Genomic DNA, 24,620 nt, shown 5'->3' with positions numbered 1-24,620 from the left:
TGAACGGGCGGAAGAGAGAAGGCGGGACATGGCCGCATCCTGGACGCGGTGGCGGTGGGTCACTCTGCTGGTCCTCGCCCTGGCCCTCTACGTCATCGTGCGGGCGGCCAACACCCCACAGGCCACCCCTTCGCACGTCGCCCCTCCACGCGCCACGCCTTCACCCGCCACGCCTTCACCCGCCACTTCTTCACCTCCGTCTCCGGCGGACGCGGTCTATCCGTAGGACAGGTTGGAACACACGTCGTCGTCGGCGGAGCGCGCGTCACGCGCCACCGACGTCGGGAGGGCGGTGGGCGCGGGTGAGGCCGGGGCCGACGCGCTGCCCTTGGCGGCGTAGGTCCGGCCCAGGACGACGTCGACGCCCGCGCCCGGCACGGAGTTCAGCTCGGCGCCGGGAAAGAGCCGGGCGACCGTCTGGGCCCGGGCCCGCAGGCCCGCGCCGTACTCGATCACCGTGTCGGCGCGGTCCCGGTCGACCGCGTTCGCGGTACGGGTGACGGTGAAGCCGTGCTCGGTCAGGGCCGTCGCGGCCCGCGAGGCCAGGCCGCGCGTGGTGGTGCCGTTGTAGACGGCGACGTCGATACCGTCCCCCGAGACCTCCGCGGCCGTGCTGGGCGAGGTGGCCGCGGTGGCGGTCGGCCCGCCCTGCTCGCCCTTCTTGCCACCGGCGTCGGTGCCGTCGAGGGTGCGGTCGGCCTTGAGCGCGGCCCACAGCTGATCGGCGTCCGGCTGGACGATCGCGACCCGCTCCCCCTGGTAACGCCACGGGATGGTCGCGAACTTAGTGTCGTGCAGGTCGATGTGCTTCAGGGACATCGCGAACGAGATCAGCCGCTTCGCGGTACCAAGACCCGGGTCGACGGTCAGTGACTTCGTCGCGGCGTCGGCGAGCGGCAGCAGTCCGGTGGGGGTGAGCCCGTCGCTCTTCACCTTCTTCACCAGGCTGGCGACGAAAGCCTGTTGGCGTTTGATGCGGCCGATGTCGGAGCCGTCGCCGATGCCGTGCCGGATGCGGACGTAGTCCAGCGCCCGCTGCCCGGAGAGGTTCTGCTCACCCTTCTTGAAGAGCAGCCCGCCCCGGGTGGCGCGGTTGGGGTTGAGGTCCTTCTCGTACACGTCCTGCGGGAGGCACACCTTCACCCCGCCGACGACCCGCGTCAGTGCCGCGAAGCCCTTGAAGTCGATGACGACGGTGTGGTCGACGCGCAGGCCGGTCAGTTTCTCGACCGTGTTCTGGGTGCAGGCCGGATTGCCCTTGGCCGTCTGCCCCACGGAGTACGCCTCGTTGAACATCGTGTTCGGCCGCGCCCTGGTCCACTTCCCGTCCGGGAGCTTGCACGGGGGGAGGGTGACCAGTGTGTCGCGGGGGATCGAGACGGCCACGGCGTGCCGGTGGTCGGCGTAGACGTGCAGCAGGAACGCGGTGTCGGAGCGGCCGATGTCGCCCTTGTCGCCGCCGCCCAGCGCGCTGTTTCCGTCCGTGCGCGCGTCCGAGCCGATGACGAGGACGTTCTCGCCCTTCGTCGAACCGGCCGGGCGGTCCTTGGAGAGACCGTCGGCGCCGAACGTGTCGATGTTGCCGTTCAGCTTCAGATAGATCCAGCCGAGTCCGGCCGTGCCGAGCAGGAGCACGGACAGGGCCACGACGAGGGCGATCCGCAGAGGGCCCCGTCTGCGGCGCGGCGGCCGCGCCTGGTCACTGGTCGTCACACGTGTGCTCTCATCCGTCCGACTCATACGTAGGGGACGCTCGGCACCGCCCGATGGTTGTAAAGTTGCGCAACGTAGCAACAGTGAAGGGAAGAGGTGGGCGGGATGCTCCGCAACGGACTGGAACCCTGGCACCTGCTGATCGTGGCGATCGTGATCATCGTGCTGTTCGGCTCGAAGAAGCTGCCCGACACCGCCCGCGCGCTGGGCAAGTCGATGCGCATCCTCAAGAGCGAGGCCGGCGCCATGAAGCACGACGGCTCCGCACCCTCCACCGTGCCCTCCGCCGCACCCCGGTCCGAGAACGCGCCCGAGGCCGTGTCGGCCCGCCCGGTCGACGAGGACACCACGACCCGCTGAGCGCCCTCAACAGGCGGGCTCCTCGGTCCCTGTTCCGGCGGTCCACGTGATGCGCGGGGGTTCGACCCGCGCGCACAGGGGATTGCCGTGCGCGTCGGTCAGCCCGAGGCGCCCGACCAGCAGGCCCTCATGCGCGGCGGCGGTGAGCACCTCGGCGGGGACGACGTCGAGCATGAGCTTGGCGCGCCGGAACATGCTGAAGACGCCCGACTCGTCGACCGTGCCCCACGACAGGTAGATGAACCGGCGGCCCAGACGGTCCTGCACGTAGGGCCCTTTGATGTCCGTGCCGGTCGGCGAGGCGAGCGCGGTGCACTCCAGGGTCCAGGTCGCGGACGCGGCGTCGCCGGGCTGCGGTTCGAGGAGTTCGGCCGGACGGTCCCGGCGTTGTACGGCCACGTGGATGTTGCCGTACGTCGGCGCACCGCTGCCGACGGGAGCCGGACAGGTGCGGCCGGGCAGGTCGACGGCGTCGATACGGATGTGCATGCCGACCATCATCCCGCCATTCCGGCGACGGTTCTCCACGAGCTGCGCGGTTCCGGCGCACCGCCGGCCCACCGGCCGCGCATCGGCGTACCCCCAGGTCCCCGGCCTGGGGGTTTCGCGCGGGGCGAGGCGCCATGGAGGACGGGACGGGCCCTAGCCGATGCCGGTGCCGGCGCGGATGCCCCGCGCGAACGGCTCGAAGATGTGGCTGAAGGTCCAGGTGTCCTGGGCGATGCCGGAGCAGGAGTTGGCGCCTGCCGTGCCCACGCAGCCGCCGTTGTCGCGCTGGAGGGCCCAGAAGGAGAGCGTGTCGATGCCCTTGGCGACCGCCCAGTTCTCCACCTTCACCGCGTCCTGCGGGGTGAAGGTCTCCTCCGGGCCGTAGTCGTCGATGCCGGGCATCTCGGTGACGCCGATCATGTGCCAGAGCTTCGCCGGGTTCTTCTTCGGGTAGAGCGCGGCGAGTTGGTCGTGCAGTCCGGAGGCGGCGGTCCTGGTGTCGGCCGCCATGTCGTGGGTGGCGCCGTCCCAGTAGTCGAACGTCATGATGTTGACGACGTCCACGCGCGCGCCGTTGTCGACGGCGTTTCGCAGCAGCGCCACGCCGTTGGGTGCGAGGCCCGTGGCGGTGGTCGGCAGGGTGTAGGAGAACTGCACGCTGAGGCCGGTCCGTTCGGCCCAGCGCTCCACCTTGGCGATGGCCTTGTTGCGGCGGTCGATCCCGGCGGTGTTGTTGATGGAGTCGGCCTCGATGTCGAGGTCGATCCGGGTGACGCCGTAGGTCTTGACGAGGCTTTCGTAGACCGAGGCGATGGCGTCGACATCGGTGCAGCTGTCGGCCAGTTCGGTGCCGGTGGTGTCGGCGCTGTAGCCGCCGAAGGAGGGGATGACGTTGCCGCCGCGCGCCTGGATCGCGGCGATGTCCCTGCCGAAGGTCGCCCTGGCGATCGGCTGGGTGGAGGCGCCGTTCCAGTACGCGGTGCACGAGCCCGCCGCGTCCGTCTGGAGAAAGGCCATCGTGAGGTACTTGTTGCCCGACTCGGCGGCGAGCGCGGCGGGGCTCTCGCCCGTCCACGCCTCGAAGTACGGCGCCACCACATGCGCGGGCATGTGCCGCGCGGTATGCGAGGGTGCCCGCTCCGCGGCGAGCGCGCCGCCTCCGCCGAGCGCGACCAGCCCGGCTGCGAGAGCGGTCGCGGTGGCGCCGGACAGCAGCGCGCGAAGTGGCCCAGATCGTCTCATTGACGCTCCCATGGTGAAGGAAGAGCAGGTGGGACAGCGGGAATCCGGAAAGGTTCGTGCGATGTCCACCGGTCGGTACACGCCGGAGAGCTCTCCATGACCAAGGGCGAACAGGGACCATGGTTGGACTAGACCAATTGTCTGTCAAGGTTCTTTACGGTTAACGGTTCAGGACATGACGCTGCCGCCCCGGAACCGGGCTGTCCGGCGGGGTGGGGCGGGCGTGGATACGGCCCGGGAGCACGGCCGGGGCGTCATCCGCTTCAGCGGGTGATCAGCAGCCCGTGCCGGCCGGGGTGAACTCCAGGCGGGCGTGCTCGTCCGCGCCGCGGGCTTCGGCGTAGGTGGCCGTGGTGACCTGGTACCAGACGTCGTCCCTGGCGGTGTCGCCACCGACGTCGTCCAGGCGCACGCACCACCGCTGCGACCGAACGGTTCGCGTGTACGTCTCGGTGCCCCCGCGGACCTTCTTGCAGCTCTGGTACCGCTCCGTGGTGTACCAGGTGCGGGTCGTCCGGTGCGTGCCCGTGCCGGTGCGCTGCGTGTGCTTGACCTGCCGGGTGGCGGACGTGCACTTCTTGACCAGGTGAGGGCGGGTGGCCCTGGTGGTCTTCGCGGCGAGGTGGCGGACCGAGTCCTTGAGCCCGGAGACGGTGTCCGGGCTCGGCGAGGCTTCCTGCGCGGTGCCCGTACCGCCCTGGCCGGCATCGGTCACGGCCCCCGGGTCCACGCCGCGTGCGCCGCCCCCGCCCCCGCCGCCGCACGCGCCCAGCCCGGCTATGAGAATCGCGGTCGCTCCGGCCACCAGAAGCCGCTTGCCGAACATGTCTCCCCCTGAGGTCAGCGGCGGTCAGCGTAACGGATCACCGGACACGCGGCGCTCGGTGGACTCGGGGGAGCATGGGGGAATCCCGCGTGGTCAGAAGACCTGAGTGAAGCAGCCGAAGCCGATCACCAGCACCGCCAGGATCGCTGTCAGCGCTTTGAGGACCTGTGGTGTTCTCGTCGTCATGCCGGACTCCTTTCCGTTCACAGGCAGTAACGGACGAGCCACTCGTCCGCGCTGTACGCGTCTCGCGCCGGGTCGGGCACCGTGGCGGGCCGCTCCTCGACCGTGTCCTCGACCCGAACGCGCTCAGGCAGCGTGCCGAACCGCGCCCGGCGTGCCGCCTCCGCGGCGTCGGGGGCCGTCTTCGTCCGCTCTGTCTGTGTCATCTCGCGTACCTCGCTTCGGTAGGTGCACCCCGGTCGGCGACATCGACCAGTCACCTACTCAACTGGTGATGATGCCCAGATGTTCCGGCCTCGCGCATCACCTGTCAAGATGGTGATGTGAATCTGGATCACGTCTTCGTCTGCGGAAACCCGGCCCTCGACTTCGCCGCGACACTCCGCGCCCGCCGCTCGCTGCGGTTCGAGATGTTCGCCTCGCCGGACCGTCTCGACGCCTGGTACCTGGAGTCCGGAGTCGTCGACTCCGTCTCCGGGAGCCAGGACTCCGACGTCGGGCGGGCGACGGCGGTACGGGAGGCCGTCTACGCGCTGGTCACCGCCCGCCGGCTGGGTGACGCGTACGACGACGAGGCCCTGGCCGTGCTGAACGCCGCGGCCAGGAACGCCCCGGCGACACCGCAGCTCACCCCGGCGGGCCGGTGGACGGCGGCGACCCCGGAGGAAGCGCTGTCGACCGTGGCGCGGCTCGCCGTCGAGTTGCTGGGCGGACCGGATGTGCCGCTGCTCAAGGAGTGCGGCAACCCGGAGTGCACCCGGATCTATGTCGACCGCTCGCGAGGCATGCGTCGGCAGTGGTGCGGCATGGAGTCCTGCGGCAACAAGATCAAGGCCGCGGCCTACCGCGCCCGTAAGAGGGAGACGCACGCGGTCGCGACCGCCTGACCGACGGCCGGCGCCACGCGCCGGCTCAGTCGCAGGCGGGTGAGGCCTGCGGCGAGGATGCCCCTCCGCCGGCGGTTGGAACCACATGGTCTTGCCGGTGGCGGTGCTGGTGCTGCCCCAGGCCTCGGCGAGCAAGAGCCTGCTCGACGCCGTCGACGCTCCCAGGGATCCGGCGTGGGTCACACTCGCCGAGTGGACCGACCTGCTCACCTCCGTCTTCTGTGACATGGGCCTGCCCGAGGCGCGAGCGCGCACGGAGGCCGTCCTCCTGGTCGACGCGTGCTTCGGTCTCGTCGTCGGGCCCCTGGTCGACGGCGACCGGGACGAGGCCGACGCGGCCTTCCGTGTCCTCCTCGACCGCCTCGAACCCGGCCGGCGAGCCGCGTGAACCCGTGGGCGACGTCGCGCGAGGGGACGTACGAACCGGTACGTTGGGAAGGAAGGGCATATATCCGCCCCCTGTGGGAGACCCACCATGCGCAGGATCAGTCAGCGCTGCCTGAGTGCGGTCGCGGGCCTGGCCGCCGCCCTCGTCGTCGCCCCGCCGGCGTCGGCCGCGACATCGACCCCGCCCAGCCGACCGGACACCCAACAGCGCACGCAGACATTCCAGTTGGTCGCCAAACAGACCCAGTCCGAATCCCTCGACCTGGGCAAGGACGGGCTCAGTCGGGGTGACGAGCTCATCACCGCCGAGGACCTGTACCGCGGCGACCAGAAGATCGGCGACCACAGCGTGGTCTGTGTCTACGTCCACCTCGATCCGAGCGAACTCCAGTGCGTCGGCACCTTCGCTCTGCCGAAGGGGCAGATCACCTCGCAGGCGCTGCTCCGTCTGCCGCCGGCCCCCTCCATCGACATCGCCGTCACCGGCGGTTCGGGTGCCTTCAGTTCGGCGCGGGGTTACGTGCACACCGTCCCCGCCGGGGAGGCCGTACGGAACCTCACCTTCCACATCACCCTTGACGCCTCATCAGGCAGCTGAGTCCATCGAGAAGAAGGACACCCTCCTCATGACTGCCGCACCCGGTGTTCCCGGCATCCACCGCCGGTCCGACCTCGCCGACCGGACGGTCGTGGTCATCGGCGCCAGCGCGGGAATCGGACTCGAGGCCGCTCGCCAGGTCCGTGCGGACGGCGGCCGGCTGGTCCTGGTCGGCCGCAACCCCGAACGGCTGCGGAAGGCCGCGCTGGAGCTGGAACCCGTCGGCACGGCCGCCTTCGACGCCACCGACACCGACCGCCTCCAGCGGTTCTTCCAGGATCTGGCCGGACCGGTCGACCATGTACTGGTCACAGCAGGCGGCCCCTACTACATGCCGTTGGAGAAGATGGACCTCGCCGACGCCCGCCGCGCCTTCGACGAGCGCATCGCCCTGGCCCTCGGCGTCGCCCTCTACAGCCGTGACAAGATCCGCGCCGGTGGCACCCTGTTGTTCATCGGAGGCACCGGCGGCCGACGCCCCGGTGTCGGCATGGCCGTGGCGTCGGCCGCCACCGCGGCGCTGCCTGCCCTCGTGGCCAACCTGGCGCTCGAGATGGCGCCGGTCCGCGTGAATCTCATCGCCGCCGGATTCGTCGACACACCCCTGTCGGCCTCGCTGCTGGGGGACCGGCTCGATGCCCGGCGCGAGGAACTGCGGACCACGCTTCCCATCCGACGGGTGGTCGGCCCGGCCGACGTCGCCGCTCTCGCCGTACACATCATGTGCAACGACGCGCTCACCGGCGCGACGTACGACATCGACGGCGGCCAGCAACTTCTCCCGAACTGAGAACCGCCCGGGGCCAGTTGCCCGGCGCCCGGCCCGGGTGGATCCTGCCGCCGCGTCCGTTCAGGCGCGGCCCTTCGCCGTGTCGTAGTCCTTCCGCGCCTTCTCCACCCGGTCCATCCGGTCGTTGGTCCACAGCGCCAGTGCGCGGATCTGTACGGCAGCCTCGTGGCCCAGCTCCGTCAGGGAGTAGTCGACATGGGGCGGGATCACCGGCTTGACGTCGCGGTTCACCAGACCGTCCCGCTCCAGACTCTGGAGGGTCTGTGCCAGCATCTTCTCGGTCACCGGGCCGACGGAGTCGGTGGAGTCGATCGCCCGGCGCAGTTCGGCGAAGCGGTGCGAACGCTCCATGAGCCGGATCAGGACGAGGACGCCCCATCGGCTGGTGACGTGCTCCATGGTCAGGCGCTGGGGACACAGTCGCCCGGTACTCACGGCCATGTCAGTACCGTACTTCAAAGTGCGTACTCACGCAGAGTGACAAAAACTCCTAGGGTTTGGGCAGAAGAGCCTTTCTCTCCTTTCGCGGCCTTCACGCCTTTCACACCCTTCGCGCCCTTCGCGCCCCTCACAAGGAGTTGTTCTCATCATGAGCTTTGTCGTCACCGGAGCCTCCGGGCATCTCGGCCGTCTGGTCGTCGAGGGACTGCTGGAGAAGGTCCCGGCCGACCAGGTCACCGCGCTCGTACGGAGCGAGGAGAAGGGCGCCGCCTTCGCGGCCCGCGGCGTGCGGACCGCGATCGCCGACTACAACGCCCCCGAGACCTTCGACGGCCTCTTCGCGGCGGGCGACAAGGTGCTGCTGATCTCCAGCAGTGAGATGACCAGGGACCGCGTGGCCCAGCACAAGGTCGTCATCGACGCCGCCCGGGCCGCCGGGGTCGCGCTCGTCGCCTACACCAGCGCCGCCGGCACCCATGAGGCCCCGCTCACCGAGGCCCACCGGGGCACGGAGAAGGTGCTCGTGGACTCCGGCCTGCCGTACGTCCTGCTGCGGAACAACTGGTACAGCGAGATCTTCGTCGACCGGCTGGAGACGGTGGTCGAGCACGGCGTCCTGGTCCGGGCCGCGGGCGAGGGCCGTATCGCCTCCGCGACCCGCGCCGACTACGCGGCCGGCGCCGTGGCGGTGCTCACCGGCGAAGGCCACGAGAACACGACGTACGAGCTGAGCGGGGACCACGCCTGGAGCTTCGCGGAGTTCGCCGCCGAGCTGGGCCGGCAGACAGGCAAGGAGATCGTCTACCAGTCCGTCACCGTCGAGGCGTACGTCGACCTGCTGGTCGGCGCGGGGATGCCCGAGCTGTACGCCAGGATCATGGCGGACGCCGACGCGTCCTTCGCCCAGGGTGAACTGGCCTTCACGAGTGGAGAGTTGTCCCGCCTGACCGGCCGTCCCACCACGCCGATCGGCGACACCGTCGCCGAGGTGGCCGGCGGCCTCGGTCTCTCCTGACCCGCAGTCAGTTTTCGGGGTGTCGTCAGGGTTCGCTCAGGGGCGTTCCCTGATGAGCCGGGGCGCCGGGGCGGAAGAGACTCGTGGCCGGGCCGTTCGTCCGCCGGCCCGATCACCGTCACTCTGGAGAGCCTCACTGTGAACTCCTCTGCCGCCCGCACCCGTTGGTCCACCGTGGCCGCGTCCGGCGCTGTGCTGGTCGCCCTGGCCGCGGGTACGGCTGCTCCCGCCTCGGCCGTCACCCCGGCACCAGTGCCCGCCACCGTCGCCGCGACCGGCGTGCCGTTGCCCGGGCTCGATCCGGTAAAGCTCCAGGCGGCCATCGGTGGCCTGCCGAACGCGGACGTCACCGGCGCGCTGCTGCGGATCACCGGCAGCGCGGGCCACTGGTCGGGCACCTCGGGCGTGGGCGACCTGGAGACCGGTCAGGGCGTCCCGCCCGGCGCGCACATCCGGATCGGCAGCATCTCCAAGGTCTTCACCGCCACCGTCGTCCTCCAGCTCGCCGCCGAGCACCGGATCGACCTGGACAAGCCCGTCCAGCAGTACCTGCCCGGCGTCCTGCCCGCCGACCTGCCGCCCGTCGAGGTCGGTCAGCTGCTCAACCACACCAGCGGCCTGCCGCGCGGCGTCGCGAGTCCGGACTTCGGCGACGGCAGCCCCGAATGGTTCGCCGCCAACCGCCTCAAGAGCTTCACCCCGCGGCAGGTGGTCGACCTGATGGCGGGCCAGCCGATGCAGTTCGCGCCGGGCACCGCGCAGCAGTACAACGGGATGAACTACTACGTCGCCGGCCTGCTCGTCGAGAAGATCACCGGGCACACCTTCGCCCACGAGGTGCGATCCCGGATCACCCGGCCCCTCGGACTGCGCGACACCTACGTCCCCGACGCCGACGACCCCCGCCTGCCCGGCCCGCACTCCCACGGCTACCTGACGGTCACGTCCCCGGACGGCACCACGCACCCGGTGGACGTCACCGAACAGAGTCCCTGGCCCTGGGCCGAGGGCGGCATGATCTCCACCCCCGCCGACCTCGACCGTTTCATGACCGCTCTCTTCCGTGGCCGCTTCCTCCCGTCGGCCCAGCAGGCCGAGCTCTTCACCGTCCCCGACGTCCCCAGCTTCCACAGCAGCCAGTGCCGCACCGAGGCCGACGCAGGGCGTGCCTGCATGACCATGGGCATCATGAGGGTGAAGGCCTCCAACGGTGTCGTGGTCTGGGGCAAGACCGGTTCCCGCCCCGGTTGGACCAGCGGCGTGTTCGCCACCCGCGACCTCTCCCGCAAGATCATCTACTCCGTGAACCCGACCAACCTCGACGGCACCGAGATCCGCTACGTCCAGCAGATCGCCGCCGCCTCCTTCGGCACCGTGGTCCCGGCCACCTCCGCCGCCGCGTACAGCCCCTCGGTGAAGGACACCGTGAGCTGACCGCAGTGCTCCGTTTTGGCTGGTCGTAGCAGTGGCTGCGCGGTGTGCGCCAGCAGGATGCGCTGCCTGTAACAGGGGTACCGTGAAACCGTGACTTACGGCGCAAATGCGGAAAAAACTGAAGTGTGATGCCATGCCTCGCCGCCGCACCGATTCGTCCAGTGGGACCGCAGAGCTGCTGAACACGCTCGGTGATCTCACCGGCCGGATACTGGACCGGATCAAGGTCCAGCAGGCCCGCGTGGAACTGGCTGCCGCGCTGCAGCGCCAGGTCCTCGCCGCCGAGTTGCCGGTCCTGCCATACCTCCACGTGGCGGGGCGGTACGCACCTGCACGGGACGGCCTGGACATAGGTGGCGACTGGTACGACGGCTTCCTCATGCCGGACGGCTCGGTGGGATTCGTGATCGGAGACGTACAGGGCCACGATGTGGAGGCCGCGGCTCTCATGGGGCAGGTGCGCACCTGCCTGCGCGCCGTCGCCACCGCCACCACGGACCCGGCGGAGGTGCTCCGGCGCACCAACGACCTGCTCGTCACCATGGACTACGGGCTGTTCGTGACCTGTTCGTTCCTGCGATTCGACCCGGTCACGAGCGAACTCGCCGACGCCCGCGCCGGGCACATCCCCGCCGTCTGGGCCATGGCGGACGGCTGCTGCGACATCGTCCTGAACGACGGCGGTCTGCCGTTGGGCATCCAGGCCGGCGAGAGCTACCCGTCGACCCGCCGACCGCTCACCGGCGTGGGCGCCTTCGTGCTGCTCACCGACGGCGTGGTGGAAGGCCCCAGCTATCCGATCGAGCAAGGCCTCGACCAGGTGGCCGGCCTGGTCAACGGCGCCTGTCACACCGACCCCGACGAGCTGGCCGCGCGAGTGATCAAGGTGGCTGACCTCACCGGCCACAGCGACGACGCCGCGGTCCTTGTCCTCCGTTACGGAGGGCTCCGGGACGAGCGGTGTTCCGGAGGGCCCCAGGAACAGCGGCAGGGCGAAAGATGAGCGGCGAGCGGCTCCGGCGGTACACCGTCAAAGGCCTGCAGCTGGTTGCCGTCGCGGCCGCCTACTACGTCAGTGCCAAGATCGGGCTGGAGCAGCAACTGGTACGAGGGCAGGTCACGCCGCTCTGGCCGCCCACCGGCGTCGCCGTCGTCGTCCTGATGCTCTGGGGCCTTCGCATGTGGCCGGGAATCGCTCTCGGAGCGTTCGTGGTGAACGTGCTGCTCGGGCCGTCGATCCTCCCCGTGCTCGCCATCGCGGCCGGCAACACCCTCGCCCCGGTCTGCGCCTACCTCCTCCTGCGGCGTGTGGGATTCCGTATCGCACTCGACCGGCTGCAGGACGCGCTGGCGCTGGTCTTCCTCGGGGCCCTGAGCGGGATGGTGATCAGCGCGACGGTCGGTACGGGAGCCCTGGTGGCCTCCGGCGCGCTGCCGGCCCGTGCTTTCTGGCCGACCTGGTCGGTGTGGTGGACGGGCGACGCGATGGGGGTCCTGGTCATCGCGCCGTTGCTGCTGGCCGCGCGCACCGTCCGATGGCCACGCGGCGCACCTGTCCTGCGCTGGGTCGAGGCGATCGCCCTGCTCGGCGGCACGGCCGCGGTCAGCGTGCTGGCCACGCACAGCACGATCGCCCTTCTCTTTCTCGTCGTCCCCTTCCTGATCTGGGCCGCCTTCCGTTTCCAGCTGGCCGGCGCCGCGCCCTGTGCGCTGATCGCTTCCGTGATCGCGATCGACGCGGGTGCCGCCGGGGCGGGGCCGTTCGTCGGTCACGACCTCCTCGCCAAGATGGTCATCCTGCAGGCCTTCAACGGCACCGTGTCACTGACGGCCCTGCTGCTTTCGGCGGTCGTCACCGAGCAGAGGCGCACCCTCCGGGAGATCGAAGAGGCCTGCGGGCGCCTGGCGGAGGCCCTGTCCCGGCTCGCGCCGGACGAGACGCTCGACAAGTGGCCGCCCTCCCGCCCGGAGGGACGGGACCATCAGAAGTAGCACCGCCCTCGTCGCCGCCGCCCCCCGGCGCGACGCGTCAGGTGCCCCTCGACCGACGGGCCAGGAGCTTGCCCAGCTCCCACAGGAGCAGGAGCGCGACGGCGGCCAGCAGCGCCCAGCCGAACTGCCGTGCGTCGATCTGCGTCGTCCCGAGGATGCGGCGGAAGCCGTCCAGCTGGGTCACCAGCACCGCGAGGGCGAACTGGGCCAGTGCCACCCAGTTCATCTGCTTGCTGTCGAAGGTGGACGTCGTCAGCACCGAATCCGTCTCGCTGCGGCACTCGAACGCGGCCACGATCAGACAGAGGGCGAAGGCGGTGAACGCGATCGACCGGCCGATCTCGACGCTGTCGAAGTGGGCCTGACCGAGCTTGATCAGTCCGAGCAGCACGACGGTGATCGCCAGTCCGCCGATTCCCACCGTGACCAGTACGGGCGGGGTGAGCACCGACTCCCCTCGGGGGCGCGGCCTGCGTCGCATGAGCCCGGGGCTCTCCCGGTCGAAGCCGAGCGCGAAGCCGAAGGAGGCGTTGACCACGAAGTGGATCCACAGCACCTGCGGCGGGGTGAAGGGTTCACCGGCGGCGATGTTGAAGACGGTGGCGCCGAGGAAGGTCAGGACGAAGGTGACCAGCAGGAGCAGGACGAATCGGATGTACTTGGTGAGGTTGTCGTAGATTCTCCTGCCCTGCTCCACGGCGTAGACGATGGTGGCGAACCTGTCGTCGGAGAGGATCATGCGTCCGGCGTTCTTCGCCACATCCGTGCCGCTGCCCATGGCGATGCCGATGTCGGCGGCCTTGATGGCGGGCGCGTCGTTGACGCCGTCCCCGGTCATCGCCACGACATCGCCCTTCTTCTTGAGCGTGTCGGCGAGCAGCACCTTGTGCTCCGGCGCGACGCGCCCCACCACACCGATGCCGTCGATACGGGCGAGTTGCTCGTCCTCACTCATGGCGGCGAAATCGGAGCCGAGGACCGCCTCGCCGGGAATGCCGAGCTGCCGCGCGATCGCCGCACCGGTGGTGACGTCGTCACCGGTCACCATGCGGACCCGGATGTGCCCCGCCCGGGCGCCGGCGATGGCGGCCTTGGCGTCCTCGCGGGGCGGATCGACCATGCCGACGAGACTCGTCATCCGCAGCTCGGTGACGTACGCGAGCAGGTCGCCGTCCGGATCGAAGCCGGCCGGGTCCAGGTCACGGGTGGCCGCGGCCATCACCCGGCGACCCTCGCCGCCCATCCGTTCGGTCTGCTCCTCGGCACGTGCGGCCAGTTCGGCGTCCCACGGAATGGTCCTGCCCGCCGCGAGCGCGGTGGCGGCCCGCGCCACCACCGCCGGGACCGCGCCTTTCACGAAGCATCGGACGACCTGCCGCCCGGAGGCGTCGACGGCCGAGTGGAAGGTGGCCATCAGCTTGTAGCCCGGGTCGAACGGCAGCGTGGCGAGCCGGGGAAGCCTCTCCCTGGTGGCGTCGATGTCCAGCCCGGCCTTGTGCCCGAGTACCAGCAGCGCGCCCTCGGTGGGATCACCCACCACCTTGCCCTCCACCAGCTTCGCGTCGCTGGCCACCACATACGGCAGGATCGCGTCCTCGATGCCCGGGGCGGACCCCGCGGCATGGTGGATCTTCCCCTCGAGTCCGTAGCCCGTGCCCGAGACCGTGTACCGGTCGGTGGGACTGACGACTTCGACGGCGGTCATCTGGTTCATCGTCAAAGTGCCGGTCTTGTCCGAGTTGATCGCCGACGTGAACGCCAGGGTCTCGACCGACGGCAGTTCCTTGACGATGGCGTTCCACTTCGCCAGGTTGAGGCTGCCGACGGACAGGATCGCCTGGGTCACGGTCGGCAGGGCCTCGGGGATGGCGGCGATGGCCAGCGAGACCGCGCTGACGAACAGAACGTCCCAGGCCTGGTCCCGTTGCCGTCCCAGGGCGAACATCACGATCATGGTCAGGCCCGCCGCCCCCGTGATCCACAGGGTCAGGGCGTCGAGCTCCTTGGTGAGCGGCGGTACCTCCTTCTCGGTGGCCGACAGCATCCCGGAGATCTTGCCGACTTCGGTTCCGGCGCCGGTCGCGGTCACGACGAGTACACCGCTGCCGTGGGTGACCGGGGTGTTCATGAACGCCATGTTCGTCTGGTCGCCGGGTGCCGGTCCCAGGCCCGGCAGCGTGCGGGTGTCCTTCGAGGCGGGAACGCTCTCCCCGGTGAGCGCCGACTCGTCGATCTGCAGGGCACTGGCCTCGATGACGCGTCCGTCCGCCGCCACCTGGTCCCCGGCGGCGATGAGCACGATGTCGCCGACGACCAGTTGTTCGGAGGGGATCTCGGACTCGGTCCCGTCCCTGCGCACCCGCGCCGTGGCCTTCATCATCGACTGCAGCGCGTTCATCGCGCTCTCGGCCTTGCCCTCCTGACGCAGGCCCACGACCGCGTTCAGCAGGGTCAGGACGATCAGCAGGATCCCGGTGGTCCACTGCTCGATGAGCAGTGAGACGACCGCCGCCGCCACGAGGACGATCTGCATGTAACTGCGGTACTGCCTCAGGAACCGGTGCCAGGCCGGAATCCGCCTCTCCTCGGGCAGCGAGTTCGGGCCGTTCGCGCTCAGGAGCTGCGCGGCCTGCCCCGCGGAGAGACCGACCGCGGGATCGACGCCGAACGCCGCTAAGACCTCCTCGGGAGCGTGCGTGCACCAGCCGTCCCCCGAAGCCCGAGGCTGTTCTCCCACGGAATCCGGGCGCACCGTCATCGTTCTGCCTCCGATCCGTGGCCGCGGTCGGTGGTTTGAGCGGACGACGGATGCCGGGCGGCGTACGGATCGGCCGGGGCCCCGGCCGGGGCTTCCTGCTCCAACTCCCGCCTGGTGACGAGCAGCTCGCTCCGCGCCTCTTCGCCCACCTCGGGGTACTGAGGATCGATGTCCATCAGGGTGTGTGTGAGGACCGCCGCCGCGCAGATCCGCGCGAACCACTTCCGGTCCGCCGGCACGACGTACCACGGTGCCCACTTCGTACTCGTGGCCGACAGCATTTCGGAGAACGCGTGCTGGTAGTCGTCCCACCGGCGCCGCTCCCGGACGTCGGCCGCGGAGAACTTCCAGTTCTTCTCCGGCAGGTCGATCCGCTTCAGGAAGCGGGTGCGCTGCTCCTCCTTGGAAAGGTTCAGGAAGATCTTCACCACCTTGAACCCGTTGTCCGTGAGGTAGCGCTCCCAGTCGTTGATCTCCCGGTAGCGCCGGTCCCATACGCCCGGCCCGAGTGTGTCGCCCGGCAGCTTCTGCCGGACCAGGTTCTCGGGGTGGACTCGCACGACGAGAACCTCCTCGTAGTGCGAGCGGTTGAAGATGGCGATCTCGCCGCGCGTGGGCAGCCGCTGGGCGTAACGCCACAGGTAGTCGTGGTCGAGTTCCTCGGCGGAGGGCACCTTGAAGCTGCTGACCCGTACGCCCTGGGGATTGACGCCGCTCATCACGTGGCGGATCGTCCCGTCCTTGCCTCCGGCGTCGAGTGCCTGGAGGCAGAGCAGTACGCCGTACGTGTCCTGGGCGGCCAGCCGCTCCTGGTACTCGGCCAGCAACGACACTCCGGTCCGCAGCAGCTCGATCGCGTCCCGCTTCTGCAGGCCGGCCTTGTAGCGAGGATCGAAGTCCCGGGCCAGGCGTACCTTCGACCCCGGTTCCACCCGTAGTGGCCCGATCAGTGGCCCGATGAAATCCGCTATGCGTTCGGCTCTCTCGTCCGACATCACCTGAGCACCCTCCGGGACGGGCGTTCGACCGAGGGGCAGGCGGCCCTCAGCCGCGCCACCGGGTTCCGGCTTCCCTCGCGCTCATTGTCTGCTCGCCCGGACAAGATCGCCCCCTGAGAGCGGGGCGGGAAGCCGTGGGGGAGGCGTCGGGACCCGCGCGTGACCACCGCTACGCGCCGCGCACGGCGACCACCACCGCGCCCCTCACGCCGACGGTCCTTCTACAAGTCCGAAGTCGACATGGGCTTCGACCTCCAGGCCACTCCCCATCAGTCCGGTAGGTCTTGCCCTCGCTCAGACTCGGCTCGGTGTGGATGCCGTCGATCACCCGCTCGGAACCGGCCTCGACCGTCCTCCCGCTGTGAACGGCGCCCAGGGCCGCCAGAGCCTGCTCGGTGAGCTTCTTCCCGGACGACCCCGTTGCCGCCCGCGCCCCACTCGCAGCAGGCGACGAGAGATCTTTGGAGGCCTTGCCGTCACCGCCGCCACGGCGCATCCGGCGAGCCATGCCCGCGGGTTCGAACAGGTCATGACGAGGCTTCCCCGTACGTCCAGCCGGTCTCGGACATGGGCGGCGTCGCCGACTCACGAGCGGCCTCGACGCCACCACAGCTGCTACCGCCGGTGGAACGCCACCGCCTCCAGGCCGACTCGTACCCGAACAAACCCCAGACCAGAATGAGTTCGTCGCGCGGGCGCCGGCGAGGTCGCATGCGCCGCGGGCTCCGCCCGACGCCCCGAAGCCCTCGTTCGGTGCGAAACAAGATCCCGCCGCTGGGCAGGGCGGACCTGTGTGTGAGAATCCCCGCCTTGATGTTTGAGTAGAGATCGGGCTGCCATGCCTTCGCACAGACGCCGCTTCCTCGCTGTCCCGGTAGCCGCCCTCACGGCGCTCGCCGTGGCGCAGGCCGTCACCCCTGTCTCGGCCGTTGCCGTGCCCGCGACGGACGTGGCGGCCACGCTGGCCGCGCGGACGACCTCCGTGCCCACCGCTGACGACATGTCCGGTTCCGGCTCAGCGGTCGTCTGGCGTCAGAAGACCTCCGCCGACACGTCGGCACACGGCTGGCTCGCCCTCTCCGGAGGCACCCCTCAGGACCTCGGCCGGCTCGCGGACGACGGCGAAACGGTGAACGTCGACGCGGTGTCCGTCCAGGACGGAGTGGTGGCCGTGGCCACCTCCGCCAACCCGAACGGTGCGCTCGCCGACCATGTCACCCTGCGCCACCTCGACTCCGGTGACGAGGACGTTCTTCCGGTCGCCTACGACAGTTCGGGAGCCGTAGGGGACGAGCGCTACCGCGGGCAGGCCGGCAACGGCATCCTCGTCCAGCAGAGCTACGACGACGCTTCCGCCTACCGGGTGCGCCTGGTGCTGCGCATTCCCGGCGGTGCGGACCGGACGCTGCTGTCCGACGACGAGCAGTACGAAGTCCTCGCCTCGGACGCACAGGGCGCCCTGGTGCTCCGGCGGACCGCGCCCGGCTGGGGCCACGAGATCGTGTACGTCGACTTCGCCACCGGCGCGACGGTCACCGTGGCCGAGCCCACGACCGACGAGCTGCCGCAGGGCCTGGAGTTCACCCCCGGCCATGTCGGGGTCATCGACGGAGCGACCCTGACCGAGTGGCGGCGGTCGGCACCCGGGGACGGCCCGTCCACGGTCACCCTGCCCGTCAGCGGGGCGCGCTGGATCAGCGATGACACCCTCGCCTGGTACCAGTGGAGCGCGGCGGACGGATCGAACGAGCTGTTCGCGATGTCCAGGGACGGATCCACGCCGGTGAAGGACCTCGGCGGGACCTTCACCGACCTCGCGGTCGGCGACGACGGCAAGATGCGCGTGACGCTGTACCGGCCCGACGTGGACGCCGCGATCCAGACGCTCGCCGACGGCCGGGTCTCCACCGCCGCGGGCGACGCCACCACGATCCCCGCCGGCCCCGCCAGGCTGGACGCGCTGGCGTTGTCCGGCGGCGCGCTCTACACGGCCGACGACTCCTCCCGGCGGCAGGGCGTCCTGCTCCGCTCGCGCCTGTCGGCCGGCCCGGCCGGGGCCTCGGCGAGCACGCCGGCCCGGGTCCTGGCCTACTCCGGCGGCCTGGTGCACCAGACCCTGGCCGCAGCCGGGGGACGGGTCCTGGTCGAGCAGGGCGGTGCCTACGAGCCGAGCCACTTCCAGGTGTACGAGGACGGCAAAGCGGTCGGCACCACCCTGGACTACAACGACGTCTCGGCGGTGTCCGTCGTGGACTTCGACGGTGAGCGGGTCCTGATGTCGGACAAGACGACCGCGGCCGACGGCACTCTTCTCCTCCACACCTTCGCGGACGGGCACATGCAGCGAGTGCCTTCCGGCTCCGCGCTGAACGGCGGCGCCGTGTACTCCTCGGTGCGCAACGGCACCACGTCCACCTGGTCGATCCGCCGCACCGACCTGGTCACCGGCACCGCCACCACCGTCGCCACCGTGAACTGCCTTCCCGGCGGACTCCAGGTGCGCGCCTCCCGGATCCTGCTGACCACCTGCGGGGCCGCCTCCACCACCGGCCTGCTGCTCAAGGAGGGGAGCTCGGCCGGCACCACCGTGGACGCCTCCGTCCACACGCCGATCCTCGGCGCGGACGTCCTCTACACGTTCACCAAGTCCTCGGACGGCGGCGCCCTCACGCTGAACGCCCAGCCGCTGAGCGGGACTTCGGCCACGGCCCAGCCCCTGTTCACCCTCCCGGGCAAGGCCGACTCCGCCGCCGCCGAACGCTGGGCGGTCGACCGCGACGCACCCTGGGCAGCCTGGATGGACGACGCCGGTGTCACCCACGTGACCTGGGCGGGCGTTCCCACCGCTGCCCCGGCCGCCGCCCCGGCCGGCTTCAGCCCCAACGGCGACGGCTCGGCCGACACCTGGGCCCCCACCTGGACCTACAACCGGCCGGTGAGCTGGACGCTCACCCTCAAGTCCGGCACCACGCAGGTGCGTTCCCTGACCGGTACCGCCTCCGGCGGCAGGGTCGCACCGGTGTGGAACGGAACGACACAGACGGGCGGAGCGGCCACCGAGGGCGCGTACACCTGGACGCTGACCCTGCGTGACACGGTCACCGGCCGGGCGGCGGCCGACGCCACCGGCAAGGTGACCCTGCGCCGGGCCGTCCCTGCCGCCACCGTCACCGCGCCGGCCGTCGCGAGCGGCGCGGCGACCACCGCGTCCGTGCCGGTCACCTGGTCGGCGAAGACCGCGGGCGTGAAGTCGTACGACATCGGCTGGCGCGTCGCCACCCGTGACAGCGCGGGTGTCTGGAAGCTCGGGCCGCTCCAGACCTGGCGCACCGGTACCACGGCCACCTCCGCGGTCTTCGGCAAGGCGGGCAGTCCCGTGAAGCCGGTGGCCGGACTCACCTACCGCTTCTACGTCCGCGCGCACGACGACGCCGGCCAGATCGGCGCCTGGAGCAAGGCGGCGACCACCGGCATCCCGGTCGACGACCGTGCGGCGGCACTGCGCTACACCGGAAGCTGGAAGTCGGTGGCGGCATCCGCTGCCTGGTCGGGCACCGAACGTACCTCCGCCGCCAAGGGGGCGTACGTGTCCTTCTCGGCGGACGGCACCCAACTGCGCATAGTGGCGACCCGGAAGTCGAACGGCGGGCGCTTCGCGGTCGTGGTGGACGGAAAGACGGTCGGTACGGTGAACACCTACGCCGCGAAGACCGCTTACCGGCAAGTGGTGTTCACCCGCACACTCGGCACCACGATCACGACCCACAAGGTGCAGTTGCGGATCCTCTCCGGCAGCACACCCGGACGATCCACCGTCGCCCTGGACGCCGTGATGGTCACCCGCTGACCCGGCCGCCGGCCAAGACCTACCTGTCGTCTTCGCCCCGGCCGTCCTCGAAGACGAAGAGCGGTTTGGCGCCATGTGCGGGTGCTTCGGCGAACGAGATGGCTTCAGTGAAGCGTTCGAGCGGGAACGGCTCGCCTTCGGGGATGCTCAGCACTTCATCCGCGACGAGACCGCGGACCTCGGACAGCGCGCGCAGCGCATCCGCGGGTGAAGTGGTGCCGAACCAGCGGTTCAGCCAGAAGCCGCGGACTGCTTTGGTCTCGTAGATGACCGAGCGTGCCGACAGCGGGATCGTCAGGGCCGCCGGGTCGGTCTGCCGATGGGTGGAGAGCGCGCCGTAGACCACGACCTCTCCGCCCGGAGCCAATGCCTGGGACACCTGGGCACCCACATGGCCCGCGACACAGTCGACGGCCTTGCGCACACCGGCCGGTCCCGCGATCTCGGCCACACGCTGCAACAGGTCCTCGTCCTCGGTGCAGATGACCTCGTCACCGCCGAACGCCTTGATCTCCTCGACGGCATCGCGCCGCCGCACGACATTGATCGTGCGCACACCCAGATGCCTGGCCAGCTGAATGACGAGCCGGCCGACGGTGGAGCCCGCGGCCGTCTGCAACAGCCATGCGCCCGGCTGTACGTCGAGTTCGCGCGTCACCAGGAGCAACGCGGTCAACGGGTTGACGGCGAGCTGACAGGCGCTGGAGTCGCTCAGATGCTCGGGGACAGGCAGGAGCCTTCGTGTATCGGCGACAAGGTATTCCTGCCAAGTGCCGGCCATACGCGGCCCGGGTACCGCCGGGACAGCAACGGCCACCACGCGCTCGCCGATCTTCAGCCCCCCGGTATCCGGGCCCAGGGCCTCGACACGGCCCACGCATTCCATGTGACCCCCGACAGTGGGGAACTCGGGGGAGAAACCGTAGCGGCCACGCAGCACGTGCAGATCACTGGCGTGAATCGGAGTCGCCTTCACGCGGATCAACGCCTGACCGGCTTCCGGCGTGGGAACAGGACGGGATTCCAGCCGCAGGACATCGGCCGGTTCACCGACCGTTCGGGCTACGAGCGCGCGCATGGATTGTGGCATGAGCGACCTTTCGTCCGTACGCACCGCACCCGAGAGCCCCTGGGGTCCCCCACATCACGCTAAGCGCCACTGGCAGGCTCTGCAATCCAGCCCCCGACGGCTCCATCTGGTCGCCGGTGCGTACAGCCGCAGGCGAAGGAGCGAGGAGGACACCGGGCCGGTACTGGGCCGGTTCATGGCCGACAACCGTCGCGGTGGCGCGGGCGTTTGGTTCACCATGAGGTGTGCGATTCGATTCCGTTCCCATGCCGGCGACCGTCGAGGCCCGACCTCGTGACAGCCGTGGCTATCCCGTACCCGCCATCACCCCGTGGGAGGGCGACGAGCCCCAGTTCGCGATCACCGACTACGGGCGCAGCGCCGAGTGCGCGCGACAGCGGCTGTGTTCCGTCTGCAACACCCTGATGCCCAAGGGTCCGGTGTGGCGGGTGGTCGGCGCCGCGGAGAGTTCCGCGATCCGCGAGGCGCTTGCCGCCGGGCGGCCGTACCGCAACATGGCGGCGACGCTGGAAGGTCCGGGGCACCGCGCCTGCATGCTCTACGCCTCGATGGTCTGCCCGTATCTGGCTCGCCCCAACGCGCGCCGGGGGCTGACAGCACAAACCCCGGACGACATGACCGCGCATGTCGTCCGGGGCGCTGTTCGGGGGGAGCTGGGTGCCGTGGTGGGGTTCGGCGACTACGAGTTCGCCGTCACCCCGTCCCAGGTCCTGTTCCGTTTTCTCGATGTGGTCGAGTACCTGCCGCATGACACGGCCGACGAGCACCTGGCGGAGCTACGGGCCGAACTCGCCCGCTCCGGCGGCAGGTTGGGTGGCGGTCAGCCGCGGTAGGCGGGCAGGCCGGTGTGCTGGGAGACCTTGACGGGCTTGCCGAAGCCGTGCGCGGTCTTGGTGACGGTGTACGTGCCGGTGGGGGCGCGGAAGGCGATGGTCTTGCCGTTGGGCGACCAGGTGGGCTCGGTGTAGTTGGTGGTGGCGCCGGGGGTGATGTCCTTGACGACGTTGGTGCTGCCGCCGAAGTCCTCGACGAAGAGGTGGTCGTGTCCGTGGACGGAGCGGACGAAGACGACCTCCTCGTTGTCGGGGGAGAGCGCGGGCTCGGAGCCCTTGGTCAGCGCGCCGCCCTGCTGACGCAGGTAGTCGTCGCGGATGTAGACCTCGCCGGTGTGGGTGTTCTCGTAGACGGCCGTGCCGTAGGCCCCGCCGACGTTGGGCCAGGCGTTGTCGGTCTGCGGGACGGCGCCGTCTCCCGCGTAACCGTTCAGGCTGATCCTGGCCGGCCTGCCGTGGTTGCTGGTGGCCTTGACGCCTTCCAGAACGGTCTTGCCGTGGATCTTGGCGGCGAAGATGAGGTTGTTCTTCGCGGGGATCTGGTTCGTCCTGTCGGCCGCGGCGACCTGCCAGGTGGGGTGGGACCAGGTCTGCCCGCCCGGGTTGGCGGCGACGGTGACGCGGTGGCTGCCGTCGGGGTTGGAGACGACGAGGTTGCCGTGGCCGTCGATGAAGGCGGCCTTGCTGCCGCTGGGGTTCCAGGCCAGGTCACGGACGACGGTGCCGAAGTCGATCGACTTGCCGTTGACGACGACGTGGCGGGTGCCGTCGCTGATGGTCAGACCCCTGGGCACGGTGACCGTCCGGGCGGACGCGGCTTCGGCCGTGCCGCACAGGGTGAGCAGTGCGGCGGCACCCGCGGTGATGACGGCTGCGGTGCTGCGACGGTTACGAGCGGACATCGAGGTTCCCCCAGGGAAGTGAATGACGCTGCGACGAGAGTTCGCGGGAACCGCCCGCCGTCCCCAGGACCTGAACCGGTCCGCTCGGCTTGCCGCCCTTCGCGATGAGAGGAGTCTTCCCGCAGAGGGTGCTGGAGCTGTGCGCTCACTGTCACAGCTGTGCAATAGCGGGCAGATGAGATGAAGTCAGCGGCTGGGTGAGCATCCGGTCGGTCTCGTCGGTGCGCGTACCGCGGCGGGCTTGCGACCAGGTGGATTCACAGCCCGGCCATCGTCACGGGGGCGGTATCGGCTCCCCGGTCCGCATCGCCGACCGCTACCAGGCGTTGTTGTCCGTGCCGAGGAACAACTCGGCGACCCGCCACGTAGGCGTGCACCAGCGCCGTGTCGGCGTCCGCACGGTGGAGGACCACGCTGACCAGGTTGTGCCGTCGCCGGTCGGTCTCCGCGCCCATCGCGTCCCGCACGAACTGCTCCGCCGGATCGAGGGCCACCTCCCCCGGACGGATCGAAGCGAGCCGGGGGCGGCCTTCGCGCTCGTACGACCGTCAGCACGATCTTGCCCCGGAGGAGCCCCCGGGCAGCTCGCTCGTGCGCCGCCCGGGCGTCCTCGAGCGGGAAGGTGCTGTCGATCGCGACGCGGATCGTGCCGTGCGCGAGCAGGCGCCCGATCCCGGCGAGCTGTGCGCCGTTCGAACGGACCTGGACGGCCGTCACCGTGACACCCAGCTCCGCGTTCTCCTCGTCGTCGAACTCGCCGAAGTACACCGGGTAGAGGGAACGCCGCGCTTGAGGGTCCGCGAGGAAGGCCGCGACGTCCTCGACCACGTACCGCTTGGTGAGGTGCGGGATCTCCCGGGACAGCACCAGGTGGAAACCGTCGGTGCCGATGTCCCAGCCCATGAGGTGTCCGCTGCCCGGATACAGGCGACTGCGGGTGGCGACGGTGCGCGGCCCCGAGGCGTCCGGACGCCCGGCGCCGACAGCGACGAGCGCCGTCGGCCGACGGCTGGGCGGTCAGCGAGCACAGTTCGACACCGGGCACAGCCACACCGGGGAATTTTCGCCACGGCCGAGTCTTCGGGCCTGCCCTTCAGGGCAATTTCGGCGCGGCGGAACGGGCATTGACCTCGATCGTTCATGAGGGTTCTCCCAATACACCGAACCTCCCCCGGGCTTCGCACATCTTCAGGTGTGCAGGCGCGCACTGACCTCGCGCGCCGGTTCGCCGGTTCGTATGAGAGCCGATTCGTATCAGAGGGGAACCCGAAACTTCATGAAGAGCAAGCTGACCGCCGTGGCCCTTGCAGCGATCGTCGTCGCCGGCACTGCCGCTGCCGCCATCCCGGCCTCGGCCGCCTCCGCGAAGGCCGCACCGGCCCGCTGCCACACCGCCGACCTGAAGGCCGGCTTCGCCACGGGGGATGACGCGAAGCCGGAGATGGGGCAGACCACGAAGCAGACCCAGGCGTACATCTGGTTCACCAACCAGAGCAAGCACACCTGCACCCTGTCCGGCTTCGCCGGTGTCGACATGGTCGGTGCTCAGAAGACCGACGGCACCTGGTCGCTGGCGCGCTCGTCCAAGAGGCCCGAGAAGATCACCCTGGAGCAGGGGGACACGGTGGACTTCAGCATCACCCTGCTCCCGGTGGCCGGGTCCACGCCGCAGAAGGAGAAGTTCGTTCCGGCGAAGTTCCTGGTCACCCCGCCGAACGAGACGACGCACTTCACCCTGAAGTGGCCGTTCGGCGGCCAGATCCTCAAGCAGGACGGCGCCACCCACCCGGCCACCTACCTCAACCCGGTCGGGCTGTAACCAACTGGGCAGCCTC

Annotated in this window: 24 protein-coding genes and 1 pseudogene; 13 read left to right on the top strand and 12 right to left on the bottom strand. The window is 70.1% G+C overall.

Annotated features, from left to right (window positions below; genetic code table 11):
- Positions 1-28: 28 nt before the first annotated feature.
- Entirely contained in the window at positions 29-226 is a 198-nt protein-coding gene (locus ACZ69M_RS14815) for a hypothetical protein (protein ID WP_470049907.1), read from the top strand.
- Here ACZ69M_RS14815 and ACZ69M_RS14810 read toward each other — a convergent pair.
- Positions 217-1,740 carry an LCP family protein gene (locus ACZ69M_RS14810; protein ID WP_470049905.1) on the bottom strand — a complete coding sequence of 508 codons (1,524 nt, stop codon included), beginning with the start codon at positions 1,738-1,740 and terminating at the stop codon, positions 217-219. The two genes, ACZ69M_RS14815 and ACZ69M_RS14810, sit on opposite strands and share 10 nt — an antisense overlap.
- Before the next feature lie 78 nt (positions 1,741-1,818).
- On the opposite strand from ACZ69M_RS14810, the gene tatA reads away from it, so the two are divergent.
- Entirely contained in the window at positions 1,819-2,073 is a 255-nt protein-coding gene (gene tatA, locus ACZ69M_RS14805) for a Sec-independent protein translocase subunit TatA (RefSeq protein WP_470049903.1), read from the top strand.
- A gap of 6 nt (positions 2,074-2,079) precedes the next feature.
- Here tatA and ACZ69M_RS14800 read toward each other — a convergent pair whose 3' ends face one another.
- The 4 genes from ACZ69M_RS14800 to ACZ69M_RS14785 all read right to left on the bottom strand — a co-directional run bounded on the left by ACZ69M_RS14800 (position 2,080) and on the right by ACZ69M_RS14785 (position 5,019).
- A complete protein-coding gene (locus tag ACZ69M_RS14800; protein ID WP_470049901.1) occupies positions 2,080-2,562 on the bottom strand; it encodes a DUF5990 family protein in 483 nt (160 codons plus the stop codon).
- Positions 2,563-2,715: 153 nt separating this feature from the next.
- Positions 2,716-3,804: a chitinase gene (locus ACZ69M_RS14795; RefSeq protein WP_470049899.1), complete on the bottom strand. Its 1,089-nt coding sequence runs from the start codon at positions 3,802-3,804 to the stop codon at positions 2,716-2,718.
- A 274-nt stretch (positions 3,805-4,078) separates the two neighbouring features.
- Complete coding sequence (locus tag ACZ69M_RS14790) at positions 4,079-4,630, bottom strand: hypothetical protein (protein WP_470049897.1); 552 nt, start codon at positions 4,628-4,630, stop codon at positions 4,079-4,081.
- A gap of 203 nt (positions 4,631-4,833) precedes the next feature.
- The gene (locus ACZ69M_RS14785; protein ID WP_470049895.1) at positions 4,834-5,019 is read right to left on the bottom strand and encodes a hypothetical protein; all 186 of its coding nucleotides are present in this window, start codon (positions 5,017-5,019) and stop codon (positions 4,834-4,836) included.
- 117 nt (positions 5,020-5,136) lie between these two features.
- Between ACZ69M_RS14785 and ACZ69M_RS14780 the strand changes: the two genes are divergently transcribed.
- The 4 genes from ACZ69M_RS14780 to ACZ69M_RS14765 all read left to right on the top strand — a co-directional run bounded on the left by ACZ69M_RS14780 (position 5,137) and on the right by ACZ69M_RS14765 (position 7,475).
- Positions 5,137-5,700 (top strand): CGNR zinc finger domain-containing protein, encoded by a 564-nt coding sequence (locus tag ACZ69M_RS14780; protein ID WP_470049893.1) that lies wholly within the window; start codon positions 5,137-5,139, stop codon positions 5,698-5,700.
- An 85-nt stretch (positions 5,701-5,785) separates the two neighbouring features.
- Positions 5,786-6,088 carry a hypothetical protein gene (locus ACZ69M_RS14775; RefSeq protein WP_470049891.1) on the top strand — a complete coding sequence of 101 codons (303 nt, stop codon included), beginning with the start codon at positions 5,786-5,788 and terminating at the stop codon, positions 6,086-6,088.
- 87 nt (positions 6,089-6,175) lie between these two features.
- Positions 6,176-6,685 carry an allene oxide cyclase barrel-like domain-containing protein gene (locus ACZ69M_RS14770; RefSeq protein WP_470049889.1) on the top strand — a complete coding sequence of 170 codons (510 nt, stop codon included), beginning with the start codon at positions 6,176-6,178 and terminating at the stop codon, positions 6,683-6,685.
- A gap of 28 nt (positions 6,686-6,713) precedes the next feature.
- Complete coding sequence (locus ACZ69M_RS14765; protein ID WP_470049887.1) at positions 6,714-7,475, top strand: SDR family oxidoreductase; 762 nt, start codon at positions 6,714-6,716, stop codon at positions 7,473-7,475.
- A 60-nt stretch (positions 7,476-7,535) separates the two neighbouring features.
- On the opposite strand, the gene ACZ69M_RS14760 is transcribed toward ACZ69M_RS14765, so the two are convergent.
- Complete coding sequence (locus ACZ69M_RS14760) at positions 7,536-7,916, bottom strand: winged helix-turn-helix transcriptional regulator (RefSeq protein WP_470049886.1); 381 nt, start codon at positions 7,914-7,916, stop codon at positions 7,536-7,538.
- A 148-nt stretch (positions 7,917-8,064) separates the two neighbouring features.
- On the opposite strand from ACZ69M_RS14760, the gene ACZ69M_RS14755 reads away from it, so the two are divergent.
- From ACZ69M_RS14755 to ACZ69M_RS14740, 4 genes are all read left to right on the top strand, one after another.
- On the top strand, positions 8,065-8,931 hold the full coding sequence (locus tag ACZ69M_RS14755; protein WP_470049884.1) for an SDR family oxidoreductase: 867 nt from the start codon (positions 8,065-8,067) through the stop codon (positions 8,929-8,931).
- Between the two features lie 138 nt (positions 8,932-9,069).
- The gene (locus ACZ69M_RS14750; protein ID WP_470049882.1) at positions 9,070-10,365 is read left to right on the top strand and encodes a serine hydrolase domain-containing protein; all 1,296 of its coding nucleotides are present in this window, start codon (positions 9,070-9,072) and stop codon (positions 10,363-10,365) included.
- A gap of 133 nt (positions 10,366-10,498) precedes the next feature.
- Entirely contained in the window at positions 10,499-11,368 is an 870-nt protein-coding gene (locus tag ACZ69M_RS14745) for a PP2C family protein-serine/threonine phosphatase (RefSeq protein WP_470049881.1), read from the top strand.
- On the top strand, positions 11,365-12,357 hold the full coding sequence (locus tag ACZ69M_RS14740; RefSeq protein ID WP_470049880.1) for an MASE1 domain-containing protein: 993 nt from the start codon (positions 11,365-11,367) through the stop codon (positions 12,355-12,357). Before ACZ69M_RS14745 ends, ACZ69M_RS14740 begins: the two co-directional genes overlap by 4 nt.
- 37 nt (positions 12,358-12,394) lie before the next feature.
- On the opposite strand, the gene ACZ69M_RS14735 is transcribed toward ACZ69M_RS14740, so the two are convergent.
- Positions 12,395-15,115, bottom strand: a complete 2,721-nt coding sequence (locus ACZ69M_RS14735) for a cation-translocating P-type ATPase (RefSeq protein ID WP_470049878.1) — start codon at positions 15,113-15,115, stop codon at positions 12,395-12,397.
- The gene (locus ACZ69M_RS14730) at positions 15,112-16,110 is read right to left on the bottom strand and encodes a polyphosphate kinase 2 family protein (RefSeq protein WP_470049876.1); all 999 of its coding nucleotides are present in this window, start codon (positions 16,108-16,110) and stop codon (positions 15,112-15,114) included. Before ACZ69M_RS14730 ends, ACZ69M_RS14735 begins: the two co-directional genes overlap by 4 nt.
- Before the next feature lie 841 nt (positions 16,111-16,951).
- On the opposite strand from ACZ69M_RS14730, the gene ACZ69M_RS14725 reads away from it, so the two are divergent.
- Entirely contained in the window at positions 16,952-19,960 is a 3,009-nt protein-coding gene (locus tag ACZ69M_RS14725) for a hypothetical protein (RefSeq protein ID WP_470049874.1), read from the top strand.
- Positions 19,961-19,979: 19 nt separating this feature from the next.
- On the opposite strand, the gene ACZ69M_RS14720 is transcribed toward ACZ69M_RS14725, so the two are convergent.
- Positions 19,980-21,038, bottom strand: a complete 1,059-nt coding sequence (locus tag ACZ69M_RS14720; RefSeq protein ID WP_470049872.1) for a zinc-dependent alcohol dehydrogenase family protein — start codon at positions 21,036-21,038, stop codon at positions 19,980-19,982.
- A gap of 257 nt (positions 21,039-21,295) precedes the next feature.
- Between ACZ69M_RS14720 and ACZ69M_RS14715 the strand changes: the two genes are divergently transcribed.
- Positions 21,296-21,883 carry a hypothetical protein gene (locus tag ACZ69M_RS14715; RefSeq protein ID WP_470049870.1) on the top strand — a complete coding sequence of 196 codons (588 nt, stop codon included), beginning with the start codon at positions 21,296-21,298 and terminating at the stop codon, positions 21,881-21,883.
- Here ACZ69M_RS14715 and ACZ69M_RS14710 read toward each other — a convergent pair.
- The 3 genes and pseudogenes from ACZ69M_RS14710 to ACZ69M_RS14700 form a co-directional block, all read right to left on the bottom strand.
- Entirely contained in the window at positions 21,871-22,785 is a 915-nt protein-coding gene (locus tag ACZ69M_RS14710; protein ID WP_470049868.1) for a TolB family protein, read from the bottom strand. The genes ACZ69M_RS14715 and ACZ69M_RS14710 overlap by 13 nt on opposite strands.
- Positions 22,786-23,042: 257 nt before the next feature.
- Positions 23,043-23,279: a hypothetical protein gene (locus ACZ69M_RS14705; RefSeq protein ID WP_470050189.1), complete on the bottom strand. Its 237-nt coding sequence runs from the start codon at positions 23,277-23,279 to the stop codon at positions 23,043-23,045.
- A gap of 49 nt (positions 23,280-23,328) precedes the next feature.
- Positions 23,329-23,591, bottom strand: a pseudogene (locus tag ACZ69M_RS14700) (zinc-binding dehydrogenase); the annotation flags it as partial.
- 470 nt (positions 23,592-24,061) lie between these two features.
- Here ACZ69M_RS14700 and ACZ69M_RS14695 point away from each other — a divergent pair.
- Positions 24,062-24,604, top strand: a complete 543-nt coding sequence (locus ACZ69M_RS14695; protein ID WP_470049866.1) for a DUF4232 domain-containing protein — start codon at positions 24,062-24,064, stop codon at positions 24,602-24,604.
- The last annotated feature ends 16 nt before the right edge of the window (positions 24,605-24,620 follow it).

It is taken from the genome of Streptomyces sp. NPDC107454, assembly GCF_055582885.1.
The sequence above is the reverse complement of the archived record's forward strand: the minus strand, read 5'-3'. Positions and strand labels throughout refer to the sequence as shown.